This window comes from Amycolatopsis sp. NPDC052450 (assembly GCF_044547565.1).
Lineage (GTDB): Bacteria > Actinomycetota > Actinomycetes > Mycobacteriales > Pseudonocardiaceae > Amycolatopsis.
In genome coordinates this window covers 194,306-210,347 of sequence record NZ_JBIUAQ010000009.1, presented here as the reverse complement: position 1 = coordinate 210,347, position 16,042 = coordinate 194,306, and the positions used below count along the sequence as shown (strand labels likewise).

10 protein-coding genes are annotated in these 16,042 nt (G+C 67.0%); 1 reads left to right on the top strand and 9 read right to left on the bottom strand.

The features are described 5' to 3' along the window. The first annotated feature begins 219 nt into the window (after window positions 1-219). Entirely contained in the window at window positions 220-1,965 is a 1,746-nt protein-coding gene (locus ACIHAO_RS18060; protein WP_396559127.1) for a BCCT family transporter, read from the top strand. A 63-nt stretch (window positions 1,966-2,028) separates the two neighbouring features. Here the strand turns inward: ACIHAO_RS18060 and ACIHAO_RS18055 are convergent, their stop codons facing one another. From ACIHAO_RS18055 to ACIHAO_RS18015, 9 genes are all read right to left on the bottom strand, one after another. Then, window positions 2,029-2,394 (bottom strand): DoxX family protein, encoded by a 366-nt coding sequence (locus ACIHAO_RS18055; RefSeq protein ID WP_396559125.1) that lies wholly within the window; start codon window positions 2,392-2,394, stop codon window positions 2,029-2,031. Then, entirely contained in the window at window positions 2,394-2,870 is a 477-nt protein-coding gene (locus tag ACIHAO_RS18050) for a carboxymuconolactone decarboxylase family protein (protein WP_396559123.1), read from the bottom strand. Before ACIHAO_RS18050 ends, ACIHAO_RS18055 begins: the two co-directional genes overlap by 1 nt. A gap of 28 nt (window positions 2,871-2,898) precedes the next feature. Further along, entirely contained in the window at window positions 2,899-3,762 is an 864-nt protein-coding gene (locus tag ACIHAO_RS18045; protein ID WP_396559121.1) for a sigma-70 family RNA polymerase sigma factor, read from the bottom strand. A gap of 73 nt (window positions 3,763-3,835) precedes the next feature. Continuing rightward, entirely contained in the window at window positions 3,836-5,728 is a 1,893-nt protein-coding gene (locus ACIHAO_RS18040; RefSeq protein WP_396559119.1) for an OmpL47-type beta-barrel domain-containing protein, read from the bottom strand. A 71-nt stretch (window positions 5,729-5,799) separates the two neighbouring features. Then, window positions 5,800-9,765: a ThuA domain-containing protein gene (locus ACIHAO_RS18035; RefSeq protein WP_396559117.1), complete on the bottom strand. Its 3,966-nt coding sequence runs from the start codon at window positions 9,763-9,765 to the stop codon at window positions 5,800-5,802. Window positions 9,766-9,784: 19 nt separating this feature from the next. Then, entirely contained in the window at window positions 9,785-10,798 is a 1,014-nt protein-coding gene (locus ACIHAO_RS18030; RefSeq protein WP_396559115.1) for a multicopper oxidase domain-containing protein, read from the bottom strand. A 14-nt stretch (window positions 10,799-10,812) separates the two neighbouring features. Beyond that, window positions 10,813-11,688, bottom strand: a complete 876-nt coding sequence (locus ACIHAO_RS18025; RefSeq protein WP_396559113.1) for a sugar phosphate isomerase/epimerase family protein — start codon at window positions 11,686-11,688, stop codon at window positions 10,813-10,815. 10 nt (window positions 11,689-11,698) lie between these two features. Beyond that, window positions 11,699-12,703, bottom strand: a complete 1,005-nt coding sequence (locus tag ACIHAO_RS18020) for a sugar phosphate isomerase/epimerase family protein (protein WP_396559111.1) — start codon at window positions 12,701-12,703, stop codon at window positions 11,699-11,701. Beyond that, on the bottom strand, window positions 12,700-15,792 hold the full coding sequence (locus ACIHAO_RS18015) for a ThuA domain-containing protein (RefSeq protein WP_396559270.1): 3,093 nt from the start codon (window positions 15,790-15,792) through the stop codon (window positions 12,700-12,702). The genes ACIHAO_RS18020 and ACIHAO_RS18015 overlap by 4 nt, the downstream gene beginning before the upstream one ends. Window positions 15,793-16,042: the final 250 nt, after the last annotated feature.

Genomic DNA, 16,042 nt, shown 5'->3' with positions numbered 1-16,042 from the left:
CGAAGGCCACGCTGTCGATGACCCGGTGTCACGAGAGACACGTTCCCCGCCGGGGCCGATGACGGAGCCCGCATCCCCCGAGGTCAAACCGCATATACCGGTTTAAACCTCTTCCGCCGCATTTTCTGCCGGTTACCAGTTTTCTGGTTAGGGTGCAGTGGTGCAAACGGGTTAACTCGGGCGGAAGGAGATCGCGCTGTCATCGGCGCGTGGCTGAACATGAGTTCGCAGGACGGTAAACAAGCGGCAGAAGAGGTAGGCGCGGAGACCGCGGCGGACCTCGCCCACGCACCGGATACGACAGGCCCGGGCCATCCGCCCGATGAGCACGTCCCCCTCGACCTCGCCTCCGAACGCCCCGCCGAGACCGACCGGACCGTTTTCGGGGTGGCCGCGGCACTCGCGCTCGCGATCATCGTCTGGGGTGTGCTGGCGCCGGAGAACCTCGCGAGTGTCGCGTCGACTCTGTTGAACGACGCCGTGATCCCGTACGGCGGCTGGGCTTTCGTGCTGACAGCGAGCGGTTTCGTGCTCTTCGCGGTCTGTCTGGCCATAAGCCGCTACGGCCGGATCCCGCTGGGCGGGGACAAGGAACTGCCCGAATTCCGGACGTCGTCGTGGATCGCGATGATGTTCAGCGCCGGCATGGGCATCGGCCTGATGTTCTTCGGGGTGTACGAACCGGTCTCCCACCTCGCGAGCCCGCCTCCGGGCACCGCGGCCCCGAATTCCGACGAAGCCGTCCACACCGCGATGGCGACGACGTTGTTCCACTGGACCGTGCACCCGTGGGCGATCTACGCGGTGGTCGGTCTCGCGATCGCCTACAGCACCTTCCGCAAGGGCCGCACCCAGCTGATCAGTTCGGTGTTCGCGCCGCTGATCGGCAAGCGGCGCACCGAAGGCCCGCTGGGCAAGGCGATCGACATCATGGCGATCTTCGCCACCCTGTTCGGTTCGGCCGCGTCACTCGGCCTCGGCGCGCTGCAGGTCGGTGGCGGGATGGGCGCCGTCGGCTGGATCGACGACCCCGGCAAGGGCCTGCTGGTCGCGATCATCGCGATCCTCACCATCGCGTTCATCGCTTCGGCGGTTTCCGGGGTGGCCAAGGGGATCCAGTGGCTGTCCAACATCAACATGGTGCTCGCCGCGGTGCTCGCGGTGTTCGTGCTGGTGGTCGGGCCGACCGTGCTGATCCTCAACATCGTGCCGGGCGCGATCGGCGACTACTTCCGTGAGCTGGCCGAGATGTCCGGCCGCACCGGGATGACCGGTGGCGCGGAGATGCAGACCTGGCTCGGCGGCTGGACGGTCTTCTACTGGGCGTGGTGGATCTCGTGGACGCCCTTCGTGGGCATGTTCATCGCGCGGATCTCGCGCGGCCGCACGATCCGGCAGTTCATCTTCGGGGTCATCGCGATCCCGAGCATCGTGAGCCTGATCTGGTTCGCGATCTTCGGTGGCGCGGCGATCAGCAGGCAGCGAGCGGGGACGGACATCGCGGGCGCGGGCAGTGCCCAGTCGGCGACGTTCGAACTGCTCGAGACCCTGCCGTGGTTCCTCCCGATCGCCATCCTGGTGATGATCCTGGTGTCCATCTTCTTCGTCTCCGGTGCGGACGCGGCGTCGGTGGTGATGGGTACCTTGTCCCAGCGCGGAAGTGTGCATCCGAAGAAGACCGTCGTGATCTTCTGGGGCGTGCTGATGGGCGCCGTCGCGGCGGTGATGCTGCTGGTCGGCGGGAACAAGGCGCTGACCGGTCTGCAGAATCTCACCATCCTGATCGCGGTGCCGTTCGTGTTCGTGATGGTCGGGTTGTGCGTGTCGGTCTGGAAGGACCTGCGCAACGACCCGCTGATGAAGCAGGAAGACGCGATGATGCTGTCGCTGAAGGAACTGCACGAAGAACGCACGAACGGCCACGGCCGCCGTCGTATCCTCGGACGGGCGAAGCAGCGCACCTGAGCTGAATCCGCGTGAAGGCCCCCTTCCCTCAGCTGAGCCGAGGGAAGGGGGCCTTCACGCGTGTCAGGCGCGTCCGATGGCGACGAAAGCGCACAGCGCGAGGTACGCGAGATCCAGCAGCGCGACCATGGGCTCGCGGCGGCGCAGCCGCACGACCACGGCGCCCGCCATGACCAGCGCCAGCCCCAGTGCGGCCAGCGGCACCAGTTCCGGCGCGATGTCGAGCAGCGCGGGCAGGATCAGGCCGACCGCGCCCAGGATCTCGACCAGCCCGATGAACTTCACGGTGCCCGGGCCGAAATCCAGCACCCAGCCCGCGGCCGACGCCACTCCGGCGATCTTTTCCCGTTGCAGGAACAGTTTCCCGACGCCGGACACGAGATACATGACGGCAAGCAGCCAGGCGACGATCCACAGTGCGGTGTCCATCAATGCCCCGCGAACTGGCCGGGCGTGTAGTCGCCCGCCGGCTGCCGGGTGATGACGTTCAGCCGGTTGAAGGCGTTGATGAGCGCGATCTGGGTCACCAGCGCCACGAGCTGTTCGTCGTCGTAGTACTTGGCGGCGGCCGCCCACGCTTCATCGGTGACACCGGCGCTGTCGGCTAGACGGCAACCCTGCTCGGTGAGCTCCAGCGCGGCGCGTTCGGCCTCGGTGAAGACCGTCGCCTCGCGCCAGCACGCGATCAGGTTCAGCCGGGTCGTGGTCTCCCCCGCGTGCGCCGCGTCCTTGGTGTGCATGTCGAGGCAGCCCGAGCAGCCGTTGATCTGGCTGGCCCGGATGTTCACCAGTTCCCTTGTCGCCAAAGGAAGTTCGCTGCTGTCGACGACCTTCGCGGCTGAAACGAGGTGCTTCACCAGCTTCGGCGCGAGAGCGGTCTTGAGGAATTCGAGCCGTGCCTGCATGGGATTTCTCCTTCTCGTCGGTGTTCACTTACTTCGACGAGGAGGACTCCCGAGAGGTAACACCCATGGCCGCGAGGCGACGCGGGTCACTCACGGACTCGATTTCGACGATGCGGCCGTCGACGATGGTGCAGGACATCACGCCGAGCAGCTTGCCGGTCTTGCTCCACGACACGATCCCCGCCTTGCCGTCGACCAGCGCGGGACGGGTGGTGACGGCGGCGCGCGCCCCGCGTTGGACCCGCGTGGCCACCTCGGCCGCACCGAGCCGCACGACCTCGCCGTGCCTGCTCCGCGAACGCCACGTCACGTCGGGGTCGAGCACTTCGATCAGACCGTCGAAGTCTCCCTCGCGCGCGGCAGCGAGAAACGCCTCGACGACAGCGCGTTGCCGCGGCTCGTCGGCCGGGCGCTGTCCCCGGACCTTCCGGCGGGCCCGGCTGGCGAGCATCTTGGCCGCGTCGGCGGATTTGCCGAGGACCTCGCCGACCTCGGCGAACGGCACCCCGAACAGATCGTGCAGGACGAACGCCAGCCGCTCGGCCGGGCCGAGGGTGTCGAGCACCACCACCAGCGCCACACCGACCGATTCGGCGAGCAGCGCGTCCTCTTCCGGCGAGTCCTCGAGTACGAGCAGCTCGGGCGGCTCCTCGTAGGAATCCTCGGGGCGGGTCTTGCGGGACCGCAGGAGGTCGATGCAGACGCGGCCGACGACGGTGGTCAGCCAGCCGGACAGGTTGTCGATCGTGTCGGCGTCCTGGCGGGCCAGCCGCAGCCAGGCCTCCTGGACGGCGTCCTCGGCGTCCGCGCGCGAACCGAGCATCCGGTGTGCCACGGCCACCAGACGCCCGCGCTGCTCCTCGAACGCGCTGGCCAGGGCTTCACCGGTCATGTCGATACCTTTCTCGCGCCGAACCCGTCATGGACATGACGAGCGCGACGCGAGAAAGGTAACCGCATCCGGCTCAGACGTCCCGGATAGGCGTCTTCACGGTCTTCTTCATGCCGGGGTTCTTCGTCTCCGGCTTCTTCTGGGGTTCCGGCTCCGCGGTCGAGCCGCCGATGCCGGAGTCGATGGCCGCCGTGACGATCAGGTTCCGCTCGTCGGACGAGATGGCCTCGCCGTCGAGGAGTTCCTGCGTCACGGCACGCACGTAGGTCACGAACTGATCGTTCGACGAATAGTCCGACTCGTCGTCGATCACGTCGTTGATCGTGCAGCCGTTGCCGGTGTCGCGGTTCTCGACCTGGCTGTCCGCCGTGCCGAGGATCACGGTGTCACGGACGTCGGAGTCCGGGCAGGCGTCCGGGCCAGGCGGCGGGCCGACGATGGTGAACGCGCCGCCCTGTTCCGCCGAGACGTTGCCCGCCTTGTCCGAGGCGCGGTACGCCAGTGTGTGCGTGCCGAGCGCGGTCACCTTCACCGGCGCGGTGTAGACCGTCCAGGCTCCACCGTCCAATTTGTACTCGATCTTGTCGACGCCGGATCCGGTGTCGGTCGCGGTCAGGTTGATGGTCGCGTCCTCGATGTAGGACCAGCTTCCGTCCAGGTCACCGCTCACCACCACCGAAACGGCGGGCGCGGTGCTGTCGTCGCCTTCGACGATGGTGAACGTCGCCGTGCCTTCCGCCGAGACGTTGCCCGCCTTGTCGGTGGCGCGGTACTTCACCGTGTGCGCGCCGACGACGGTGAGCGCGAGCGGCGCCGAGTACGCCAGCCACGGGCCACCGTCCAACTGGTACTCGACCTTGCCGACACCCGAACCGGCGTCGGTCGCCGTGAGGGTCACGGTCGCCTTGCCGACGTAGTTCCCGGCGGTGTCCTTGGTCCCGGTCACTTCGGCGGTCACCGTCGGCGCGGTGGTGTCACTGCTGACGATCGTGAAGTGCGCCATGCCCTCCGGCGAGACGTTGCCCGCCTTGTCCGAAGCGCGGTAGTGGACCATGTGCATGCCCGGTGCGGAGACCGCGACCGGAGCGGTGTACGCGGTCCACGCGCCCTCGTCCACTTTGTACTCGACCTTGTCGACGCCGGTGCCGCCAGTGTCGCCATCGGTCGCGGTGAGCTTCACGGTGGCCGTGTCGAGGTAGTTGCCCGCGGTGTCCTTGGTTCCAGTCACCTCGGAAGTCACCGTCGGCGGAGTCGTGTCACCGGGCTGCCCTGTGACGACGGTGAACGACGACATCCCTTCCGGTGAAACGTTTCCCGCCTTGTCGGAAGCGCGGTAGTGGACCATGTGCGCGCCGGCGGCGGAGACCGCCACCGGTGCGGTGTAGGCCGTCCAGGCAGCGCCGTCGAGCTGGTATTCGACCTTGTCCACACCGGACTGGCTGTCCGAAGCGGCCAGGTTCACCGTGGCGGAACCGACGTAGTTCCCGGCGGTGTCCTTGGTGCCGGTGACGTTCGCGGTCACCGTCGGCGGGGTGGTGTCGGCGCCGCCGCCGTCGGTGACGACGAACTCGCCGAACATCTTGCTGTGTCCCTGGATCGTGCAGTAGAACCGGTACTTCCCCGGGGTCAGCGTCACGGTCGCCTGGTGCTCGCCGTTCTTCTCGTCATAGGGGTTGGCGAGGATATTGAGGTTGACGTCGTGGTTGTAGCCCGGCGTCGACGTGTCGAACGTGAGCGTGTGCGACATCGTCGAGCCGAGCGCTTCGGTGTTCTTGAACAGGATCGTGGTCTCGCCGGCCACCGCGGTGGTGGGCGCGCTGAGGTAGTGGTCGGTGCTGTCGCCCGCGGTCCATTCCAGGGTCTGGACGGGGGCGGCGGAGGCAGGGGTGGACGAGGCCGGTAACACCAGGCCCGCCAGCGCGAGCGTCGCGGCCACCAGGGCCACGACGAGGGTTCTTGGGGACATCGCAGGGAAACCTTCCGTACAGGGGACACCGGCCGGGCACGCGAAACCCGCGCGCCCGGCCGGCTTTCGCGCTACAGCTGCCGCACCCGGATGTTGCGGAACTCCATCAGGTCGTTGTCACCGTGGTTCTGCAGACCGATGAACCCGCTGACGAACTGCCGGAAGTCGGTCGACGGGTCGCCCGCCCGCGACGAGTTGATCCCCGGCGCGTTCTCGAACTCGTTGATCACGACACCGTTGCGGATGATCGTGTACTTCTGCCCGACGACCTTGACCTCGTACTCGTTCCAGGTCCCCTTCGGCTTCACGCCCGCCTGGTCCAGCGGCCGCGGGTCGAAGTTGTAGATCGACCCGGTCTTCTGCGGTTCACCGGTGGCACCGTCGTACAGCTGGACCTCGTGGCCGCAGTAGATAGCGACCCATGCCTGCGACGTCTTCGCGGAACCGACGGTGCCGCAGCTGCCCGGCGGACGCTGCTCCACCGGCGTGCGCGGATCCGGGAACCGGACGAACACGCCGCTGTTGGCACTGCTCGTCGGCGCGATGTCCTTGAACTGCAGCTTCACCGAGAAGTTGCCGAACTGCCGTGCGGAGTACCACAGCATGCCCAGTCCGCCCGACGGTCGCAGTGACCCGTCCGGCTGGATGGCGAACTGCCCGGACGGCGCCTGCGACCAGTTGCGGAACGATTCGGGCGTGCCGTCGTAGATCGCGTCGTAGCCGGTGACGCCCTTGTTGCCGATGGGCGACGCGGCGGCCGCGGCGTTGATCTTGTCCGACTCGGCCGCGTTCAGCACGCCGAGATCGCCAAGCCGGTCCACGGCCTGGGTGACGTGGTTGACGAAACCGGCGTGGGAGGTCCATGTGCTCTCGTCGTCAATCATGTCGTCGACCGTGCAGCCGCCACCGGCGTTCCGGTTGGTCACCCCGGTGTCGGTGTCACCGATGGTCACCGTGGCGCTGGAATCCGCCACGAGACACCCGACGCTCACCGAGTTCCGTGCGGTCACCGTCTCGCCGTTCGCATAGGTCACGGTCAGCTTGGCGGTGTACAGCCCGGTGCGGGGGTAGGTGTGCCGCGGGTCGGGCTGCGTCGAGATCGTGCCGTCGCCGAACTCCCACTTGTAGGAGACGCCGCCGGACTTCGACCCGGTGAAGGCCGCGGTGAGCGGTTTGTTCTGCACCATCGTCGACATCGCGGCCGCGGACGGGGTCGCCTCGCCGCCGGTGTAGCTGATCTTCAGCAGCTTCTGGTTGTTGGTCAGGGTGAAGAAGCCGCCACCGTAGTCGAGCACGTACAGCGCGCCGTCCGGCCCGAACTTGGCGTCCATCCACTGGTTCAGCTTGGTGTCGCCACCACCGGTCGGGATGATCTGCCGCACGGTCTCGGCGAACAGCGGCGGATCCTGCTTCGGGACGCCGTTCGGGTCGACGGTGACCGCGATCCGGTTCTGCCCGTTGCTCTGGTCACCGATGAACCACTTGTCGTTCCAGTACGACGGCCACGCGACCCCGCTGGTGGTGTTGACCAGTTCGCGGTGGTACGTCGGCCCGGTCATGACCGCCTGGCCGCCGCCCTTGAGGTAGGGCTGCGTGTAGGTGGCCTCGGCCGCGTTGTACGTCGGGACGGAACTGTTGGGCCGGTTGGGGAACACCGGTCCGCCGCCGTCCGGCGAGTACCAGATCATGTTCTTCTTGACCGGCGGCAGATTCACCAGTCCGGTGTTGCGCGGCGAGGTGTTGACCGGGTTGTCGCAGTCGTACCAACCGGTGAGCACCGCGGCGTCGGTGCTGCTGCGGTCACGGTACGGCTGCTTGTCGCCCATGCAGTACGGCCAGCCGTGGTTGCCCGCCTCGGTGATGATCGTGGCGGTCTCGTACTTGGCCGGGCCGAGTTCCGGGCTCGGCGACGTCGCGTCCGGGCCGACCCACGCGGCGGTCAGCCAGTTGGTCTTCTTGTCGACTTGCAGACGCGAGATGTTCCGCACGCCCATCACGTAGATCTCGGGCCTGGTCTTGTTCCCGGGGTCGTTCGCCTCGGGGAACAGGTTGCCCGCCGGGTTGGTGTAGGTACCGTCGGCCTCGGGGTGGATCCGCAGGATCTTGCCGTTGAGATCGTTGGTGTTACCGGAGGTGCGGCGCGCGTCCTGGAACGAGACGCCCTTGTAGTCCTGGGTCCAGTTGTTGCCGGAGTACCCGTTGGAGCCCTGCGACGAGTTGCTGTCACCGGAACCGATGTAGAGGTTCCCGTCCTTATCGAAGTCCATCCCGCCGCCGGCGTGGCAGCAGCTGTGGACCTGGACGTCCCACGACAGCAGATCCTTGCGAGTCGCCTGGTCCAGCGTCTGGTTCTTCAGGTCGTAGGTGAACCGCGAGACCGTGCGCTTGCCGATCCGCTTGTCGATGTCGACCGACGCGTGCGGCATCCAGTAGGCGTACATGAAGCCGTTCTCGCTGAACTTCGGGTCCAGCACGAGACCGAGGAGGCCTTCCTCGTTCTTGACCAGTTCGTCGCCGCTGCCCCGGTTGCCCATCACCTTCAGCGTGGTGAGCAGCTTCGGCTTCTTGGTGACCGGGTCCCACTGGTGGATCGTGCCGCAGCCGGCGCCGATCTCGGGGTTGGTCCAGTCGTTCGGCGCGGGCACCACGTTGCCGGCGCAGGCTGCGCGGCCGATGTAGAAGACCCGGCCGTTCGGCGCGATGGTGAGGCCGTGCGGCTCGCCCATCTGGTCGAGCTGACCGGTCTGGTTGATCCCGGTCAAGCGTTCGACCTTGTAGTTGGCCGCGATGCCCGCCTTGCAGTCACCGCGCACCATGCCGGTGGTCCACTTCAGCGCGCCGAGGATGTGGCTACGGAACTGGGCTTCGCCGTAGCTCGCCTCGGTCCGGCCCATCCCGGTGTAGAAGGAGCGGCCGCCGTCGTAGTCACGGCACCACGAGATCGGGTGGAAGGCGCCGTTCGCGCCGACACCCGGCTTGTAGGTCGATTCCTCGACCTGCGCGACCGTGTGCACGGTGCCGACCGGGTTGACCTCCCAGTTGAGCCACCGGTCGGTGCGGACCCACTTCTGCGGGAGGCCCGCCGTGGCCGGGTTCGCCTTGTCGAGGACGTCGACCGTGGCCTCGGCCGGCGGGCTCTCCGGCGGCGGCGGAGTGGTCGAGTTGTCCTTGTACAGCTTCCAATCGGCCAGCTGGATGAGCGGGTCACCAGCGTTGGCGGTGATGTGCAGCCGGTAGTTCGCGTACGCCGTGGTGTTGGCGAAGGTGAACTTGCGGCTCTGGAACGTGTCGGTGAACACCTCGTTGGTCCGGGTGTCCAGATCGGTCCAGGTGGTGCCGTCGTTGGAACCCTGCAGGGTCCAGTTCTTCGGGTTACGGCCGGGGAAGTCGTTCGCCGAGACGAGGTCGTAGCTGCTGACGGCGACCGGGGCGGCCATCTTGTAGGCGACCCAACCGGTCGGGGAGAAGGTCAGCCATTTGGTGTTCTCGTTGTTGTCGGCGAGCTTTTCCTTGCTCTCGTTGGGCGGGTTCTCCGCGCTCGCGGTGACCGAGGCGACCGCCTCCGGCGTGGGACGCGCCCCCACCGGACGGGCACCGATCAGCCCCGAGAACCACTGCGAACCGTCCTGGGCCCGCGCGGCGTCGGAGAGGCCGAGGAAGCCGCCGCCCGCCTTCATGTAGGCCTGCAGCGAGGTTTCCTGGTCGCGGTTCAGCGTGATGCCTTGCGCGGACAGGAAAACGACGCCGCGGTACTTCGCGAGATTGGCCTGCGTGAACACCGCGGGGTCCGAAGAGGACGAAACCGAGATGCCGTTCGCCTGGCCGAGGCTCGCGATCGCGTCCGTGGCGCGCAGGACGGGGTCCTTCTGGTCCGCGGCGGTGCCGTGGAAGACCAGGACGTTGATCGGGACGTTCGTCGCGGCTTCGGCGGTCACCGGTGCGATGGCCAGCGGAAGCCCCGAGGTGACGACGGCGCCGACCGCGAGCGCGGCCAATGACCGTCTGCGGAGCCGACGTTGCGAAAATACTCGTCTCAAGTTCTCGCTCCTTTCAAGTCTAGTGGTGGTGGGCCGAAGCGCCGGTGGCGTCCGGAGTGGACGTCGGGTGCTGATGTCCCTTGAAGCGGTCGATCGCTTCCTGGGCGCCCGCGGGCATCCCGCCGTCGGCGTTGCGGACCAGGAACACCCCGGACATGCCGTCGTCCGAGTGCTGCTGGACGTGGCAGTGGTACATCCACGCGCCCGGCCCGACGCCGTCGCCGGCGATCACCTGGAACCCGAAGGAGTTGCCCGGGTCGAGGGTCTTGTTGTCGAGGATCGGAGCGTTGTCGGTCGCGCTGGTGAGCATGCCGGTGCGGGTGTCCGCCCAGCGGTGCGCGTGCAGGTGGAAGGTGTGCATCAGGTTGCCGTGCCCGATGCAGATGAACTCGACGCGTTCGCCGAGGTTCGCCTCGAAGATCGGCGTGTTCGGGGCGACCTGGTGGTTGATCCACATTTCGGTGAACACCACGGTGAACTGCTTGCTGGGCAGCAGATCGCCGCGTTTGCGCACGATCAGGCCGCCGTACAGGCCCTTCATCAGGCCCACGGTGCCGTGGTCGCCGCCGAACGCGTGGTCGTGGTAGTGCCAGTACCCCGCGCTGCCGGGCATCCAGAAACCGTTCGCCGCCTGGTAGGCCGTCCGGGTCTTCCAGGTGTAGGTCTTGGTCTCGTAGGGCTTGTTGAAGGAGTCGTTGAACGGCGAACCGTCCGACTTCGTGTCGTAGTTGACGCCGTGCGGGTGGATCGAGAGCCGCTGGTCGGTGTTGTTGACCAGCTCGATCACCAGCGTGTCGCCCTCGTAGCACTCCAGGAGCGGCCCGGGGATCGTCGGCTTGCCGGGCTCGAGCCCGTAACCGACCCGGGTCGAGCCGGGAACGTAGTCGGCGTAGACGGTGATGTCGCGGGTCATCCCGGCCGCGGCGGCCGGTGCCGAACCGGCGCTCGCGCTCACCACGACCGGGGCGATGACCCCGGCCGCGGTGCCCGCGAGCATCGATCTGCGGGACAGCCCGCGTTTGTTCTTGTCCATTGTGGATTCCCCAGCTAGAAGCGGACGTTACGGAGATAGGTGAATCCGGTCTGGGCGGTGCTCAGGGGATCCGTGGGGTTGTCGTGCTCGACGATGTACTCGGCGAGGTGGGGACGGGTGTGGGAGAAGATGCGCGGGAAGTCGATGACGCCCTTGCCGGGGTCGACCATCTGCCCGTCCGCGGTCCGGTCCTTGACGTGGTACTGCACCACACGCGGGCAGTGCCGCCGGTACAGCGAAACCGGGTCCATCCCGCCTTCCACCGCCCAGAACAGGTCGATCTCCAAGTGCACGTAACGCGGGTTCGTGTACCTGGTGAGCACGTCGTACGGGCGCACGCCGTCGATGGGCGCGAACTCGTGCGCGTGGTTGTGGTAGCCGAGCGGGATACCGGCCTGGCGGAACTTCCGCGCCGCCGTGTCCATCCGGCCGGCGAACTGCTTCCAGCCGTCGATGGTGTCGAAGTTCGCCCACGGCACGTTGGCGCGGGTGTTCCCGAGGACCTTCGCGTCCGCGATGGTCTTGTCGAGGTCACCGTCGATGCCGGTGTGCGTGGACGTCGCCTTGATGTGGTTCTTGTCCAGCAGACCGCGGAACTCTTCGGCCGAGCGGCCGTAGGTGCCCGCCAGTTCGACCTTCCGGTAGCCGATGTCCGCCAGCGCGGACAGCGTTCCCGGCAGATCGGCCTGCAACGCGGTGCGCAGGGAGTAGAGCTGGATGCTGATCTTCTCCACCGGGACCCGGCCCCGACCGTGGTGGCCGGCTCCCTCAGTGGCCGCAGTGGCGACGCTCGGCAGGGCTACCGCCGCGCCGACCGCGACCGCCGCCGTCGCCGCGCCGCGCAGGAGCGCCCGTCGAGAGTGGAACTGCTCAGCTTCTTCACCGCACATGAAACCGCCCTCACTTCTGGTTGCTGAAAGCCGCGTCGAAGGCCGCCGACGGCTTGTCGAACAGGAGCCCCCGCAGAAAGGTCACGGCCTCCGCCGCGCCCCGGAGCCGGTCCATGCCGGCGTCCTCCCACTCCACCGAGATCGGACCGGCGTAGCCGATCGAATTCAGTGCGCGGAAGCAGTCCTCCCAAGGCACGTCGCCGTGCCCGGTCGAAACGAAGTCCCAGCCGCGTCGGGGATCTCCCCAGGGGAGATGCGAGCCGAGCCGTCCGTTCCGTCCGTCGAACCGCTTCCTGGTGTCCTTGCAGTCCACGTGGTAGATCCGGTCGGCGAAGTCGAGGATGAAGCCGACCGGGTCGAGGTCCTGCCAGATGAAATGCGAAGGATCCCAATTGAGCCCGAATGCCGGACGGTCGCCGACAGCTTCGAGCGCACGTTTCGTGGTCCAGTAGTCGTACGCGATCTCCGACGGGTGTACCTCGTGGGCGAACCGCACGCCTACCTCGTCGAAGACGTCGAGGATCGGGTTCCAGCGGTTCGCGAAGTCGGTGTAGCCGTCGTCGATGACCGCCTGCGACACCGGCGGGAACATCGCGACGTACTTCCACGTCTTCGAACCGGTGAAGCCGATCACCGTGTCCACACCGAGTTTCGCCGCCGCGCGGGCGGTGTCGGCCATTTCGTTCGCCGCCCGCTGCCGGACGCCTTCCGGTTCACCGTCGCCCCACACCCTGGACGGGATGATGGCCTGGTGGCGTTCGTCGATCGGATCGTCACACACGGCTTGGCCGACGAGGTGGTTGGAGATGGCCCACACCTTGAGGCCGTGCTCGGCGAGCAGCTTCAGGCGACCGGGCACATAGTCCTCTTCGGACAGTGCGCGGTCGACCTCGAAATGGTCGCCGGAACACGCGATCTCGAGGCCGTCGTAGCCCCATTCGCTCGCGAGCCTGCACACCTCGGTGAACGGCAGATCCGCCCACTGGCCGGTGAACAGCGTGATCGGACGGCTCATGCTTGCTCCTCGAAGGTGATCGCGTCTACGTCGAACAAGCCGCCGGAACCGCCCTTGAACACGAGGAACAACGGGCCGGTGCCGCCGGGGTCGGTGATGGCGGACGCCGGGATGTCGGCATAGGTGTCCCAGCCGCCGGTGTTGGCGACGGCGACCGTCTGGACCAGCGGCCCGTCCACCGCGCCCGATCGGACCTCGATCGTGCCGCCCGCGCCGCCGGAGGAGACCCGGTAGCCGATGCCGCGGACACCCACGAGGTTCACCGGGTCGAACTTGATCCAGTCACCGGATTCGATGTGGCCGACGCGTTTGCCGCCACTGGCGCCGTCGTGCCCGACGACCTCGATCCCGCTGGACTGCGTGTAGAACTCGGCCTGCTTCAGCTTGGGCTGCAGGAGGGACTCCGCCTCGCCGGTCAGCGCCGGGACACCGTTGGCGCCGTTGTCGGTGTAGCTGGCGTTGATGACGCCGAAGACGTTGGCGTCCGCGCCGTGTCCTTCGTCGGCGGGGGTGGAGATGGTGCCTTCACAGCCGGTCGCGCGGCTGAGCGGATGCCCGTGTCCCTCGTGGCCGAGGACGTACTCGACGGTGACCTTCGAGCAGTCGATCGGGTCGTCCTCGGCGTCGGTGACCTCGACCTTGAACGGGACCGTGTCCCCGAAGCTGAACACACTGCCGTTGACCGGCGTCTTCAGCGTGACCACCGGCGCGGTGTTGCCGACGGTGACCACCACGCTCGCCGCCCCGGTCAGCCCGGTGGCGTCGGTGACCGAGAGCTTCGCCGTGTACTGGCCGTTCGCGGCGTAGGTGTGCGAAACGGGGGTGGCCTCGGTGGAGTCGGTGGTGCCGTTGCCGTCGAAGTCCCACGCGTAGGTCAGCGCCTGGCCGTCGGGATCGTTCGTCCCGGCCGGGTCGAACTTCACGGTCAGCGGCGCCTGTCCGGACGTCTTGTCCGCGGCCACCTTGACCTCCGGCGTCCGGCGGCCCTTGGTGTGGTCGATGCGGTAGACGGCGGATTCCTTGGAGCCGCCGAAGTAACCGGTGCCGTAGTCGAGGACGTACAGCGCGCCGTCCGGGCCGAACTCGACGTTCATCGGGCGGACGAGGTCCATCGAGTCGAAGAAGGGCTTGATGGCGCCGCGTTCACCGTTCGGCCCGACGGTGATCTCCTTGATCCAGCTACGTTCCCATTCGTAGGCGAAGGTCTTGCCGTTGAAGTACTCCGGGAACTTGGTCTGCGACGGGTTCTTCGCGTCGTACTGGTAGACCGGTCCGCCCATCGGCGACTCGGGACCGGTGCCGAACTCGGGAACGGAACCGCCGTCGTAGGGGATCCACGCCTTCTCGACCGGCGGCAGATCGGTCAACCCGGTGTTGCGCGGGCTGGTGTTCTTCGGTTTGGCGCAGTCGAACGCGGCGCCGGACTGTTTGGTGGCGAAGTCGTAATCGATGAACGGCTGGTTGTCGCCGACGCAGTACGGCCAGCCGAAGTTGCCCGGCTTCTTGATCAGGTTGAACTCGACCGTGCCGCCGGGGCCGCGCTTGGGGTCGGCCGCACCCGCGTCGGGGCCGTAGTCGGCGAGGTGGATCCAGCCGGTCTTGCGGTCGACGGCGAACCGGAACGGGTTGCGGAAGCCCATCGCGTAGATCTCGGGCTTGGTCTTGGCCGTGCCGCGCGGGAACAGGTTGCCCTTGGGGACGGTGTACTTGCCCTTGGCGTCGACCTTGATCCGCAGCACCTTGCCGCGCAGGTCGTTGGTGTTGCCGGAGGTGCGCTGCGCGTCGTAGACCGGGTTGCGGTCGGCGCGTTCGTCGATCGGGGTGAACCCGTCGGAAGAGAACGGGTTGGAATCGTCCCCTGTGGACAGATAGAGGTTGCCCTGTGCGTCGAAGTCGATCTCGCCGCCGGCGTGGCAGCAGATGCCGCGTTCGGCCGGGACCTGGAGGATCTTCTGCTCGCTGGCGAGGTCGAGGTTGTTGTCGGTGGTGAGTTTGAACCGCGATAGTTGGTTGTAGCCCTTGAACGGTTCGAAGTCCGCCGGGGTGCCGTTCTGCGGGGCGTCACCGGCAGGGGTGTTCAGCTTGGGCGCGTAGTACAGGTACACCCAGCGGTTCTTCGCGAAGTCCGGGTCGATGGCGACGCCCTGGAGGCCGTCTTCGTCGTGGTTGTAGACGGGGATCGTCGCGGCCAGCTTCGTGGTGGCGCCGGAACTGGTGTACCAGACACGGCCGTCGCGTGAGGTGTGCAGGACGTCGCGGTTGGGCAGCACGGAGAGCGCGATCGGCTCGCCGGTCTTCTCTTCACCCTTGGCGAGGGTGATCTGGTCGAAGTCCGCGTCGACCGGAGCTTCCTGAGGCTTGTCGCAGCCGGCCGCGCTCAGCTTGGTGGCGTACTTGATACCGCCCGCCAGATGCTTGCGGAAGGCGGGTTCGGCGTAGGACGCCTTGGTGTGCCCGCCGCCGGTGTACCAGGAACGGCCGCCGGAGTTCTCGTGGCACCAGGCGATCGGGTGATCGCCCATGGCGCCGTCACCGGGCTGGTAGCTCTTCTCGTCCAGGCTCGCCAGGACGTGGACGTTGCTGCGCGGGTTCTCACGGTAGTTGTACCACTCATCCGTCCGCGGCCACGTCTCCGGCAAGTCCACAGTGGACACATGGTCGTGGTCCTCGACCTTGACGTTCGCCTTTTGGATCTGCGGATGGGACTTGAAGTACGCGCCGACCAGCTCGCCGTACCAAGGCCAGTCGTATTCGGTGTCGGAGGCGGCGTGCACGCCCACGTACCCGCCGCCTCCCTTCACGTACCGCTCGAACGCGGCCTGCTGCTCCGCGTTCAGCACGTCACCGGTGGTGGAAAGCCAGACCACCGCGTTGAAGCGCTTGAGGTTCGCGTCGGTGAAGGCCGCCGCGTCCTCGGTGGCCTCGACCCCGAAGTGGTTCTGCGCACCCAGTTCCTTGATCGCCTTGATCCCGTCGGGGATCGAATCGTGCCGGAAACCCGCGGTCTTGGAGAACACGAGCACCGTGGCCGCTTCATGCGCCGATGCGGTTTGCACCGGTAGCGCGACGCCTGTCAGAGCCGTGACCATCGACGTGACGAGCACGCCTAGTCGTCGTTTCAAGGACATAGCAGTAGCGATCCTTTCGATGAGCGGCGGCGATCAAGGAAGGGGATGCGGGTGGAGCGTTCCTTTCGTGAGGGAGGGGGGTGGGGAGGGGGGTGGGGAGGGGAGGGTGGCAGTGGGTGGTGGGGCGCGGTGGTGGGGTGTTTTTTATTTTTGTATTATAAAAAGAAAAAAAAAAAAACACCCCGCAACGCGGGGGGGGTTTGGGTCAGCC

Coding starts and splice junctions, on each gene's coding strand:
- ACIHAO_RS18060 (WP_396559127.1), top strand. CDS start 220: ATGAGTTCGCAGGACGGTAAACAAGCGGCAGAAGAGGTAGGCGCGGAG.
- ACIHAO_RS18055 (WP_396559125.1), bottom strand. CDS start 2,394: ATGGACACCGCACTGTGGATCGTCGCCTGGCTGCTTGCCGTCATGTAT.
- ACIHAO_RS18050 (WP_396559123.1), bottom strand. CDS start 2,870: ATGCAGGCACGGCTCGAATTCCTCAAGACCGCTCTCGCGCCGAAGCTG.
- ACIHAO_RS18045 (WP_396559121.1), bottom strand. CDS start 3,762: ATGACCGGTGAAGCCCTGGCCAGCGCGTTCGAGGAGCAGCGCGGGCGT.
- ACIHAO_RS18040 (WP_396559119.1), bottom strand. CDS start 5,728: ATGTCCCCAAGAACCCTCGTCGTGGCCCTGGTGGCCGCGACGCTCGCG.
- ACIHAO_RS18030 (WP_396559115.1), bottom strand. CDS start 10,798: ATGGACAAGAACAAACGCGGGCTGTCCCGCAGATCGATGCTCGCGGGC.
- ACIHAO_RS18025 (WP_396559113.1), bottom strand. CDS start 11,688: ATGTGCGGTGAAGAAGCTGAGCAGTTCCACTCTCGACGGGCGCTCCTG.
- ACIHAO_RS18020 (WP_396559111.1), bottom strand. CDS start 12,703: ATGAGCCGTCCGATCACGCTGTTCACCGGCCAGTGGGCGGATCTGCCG.
- ACIHAO_RS18015 (WP_396559270.1), bottom strand. CDS start 15,792: ATGGTCACGGCTCTGACAGGCGTCGCGCTACCGGTGCAAACCGCATCG.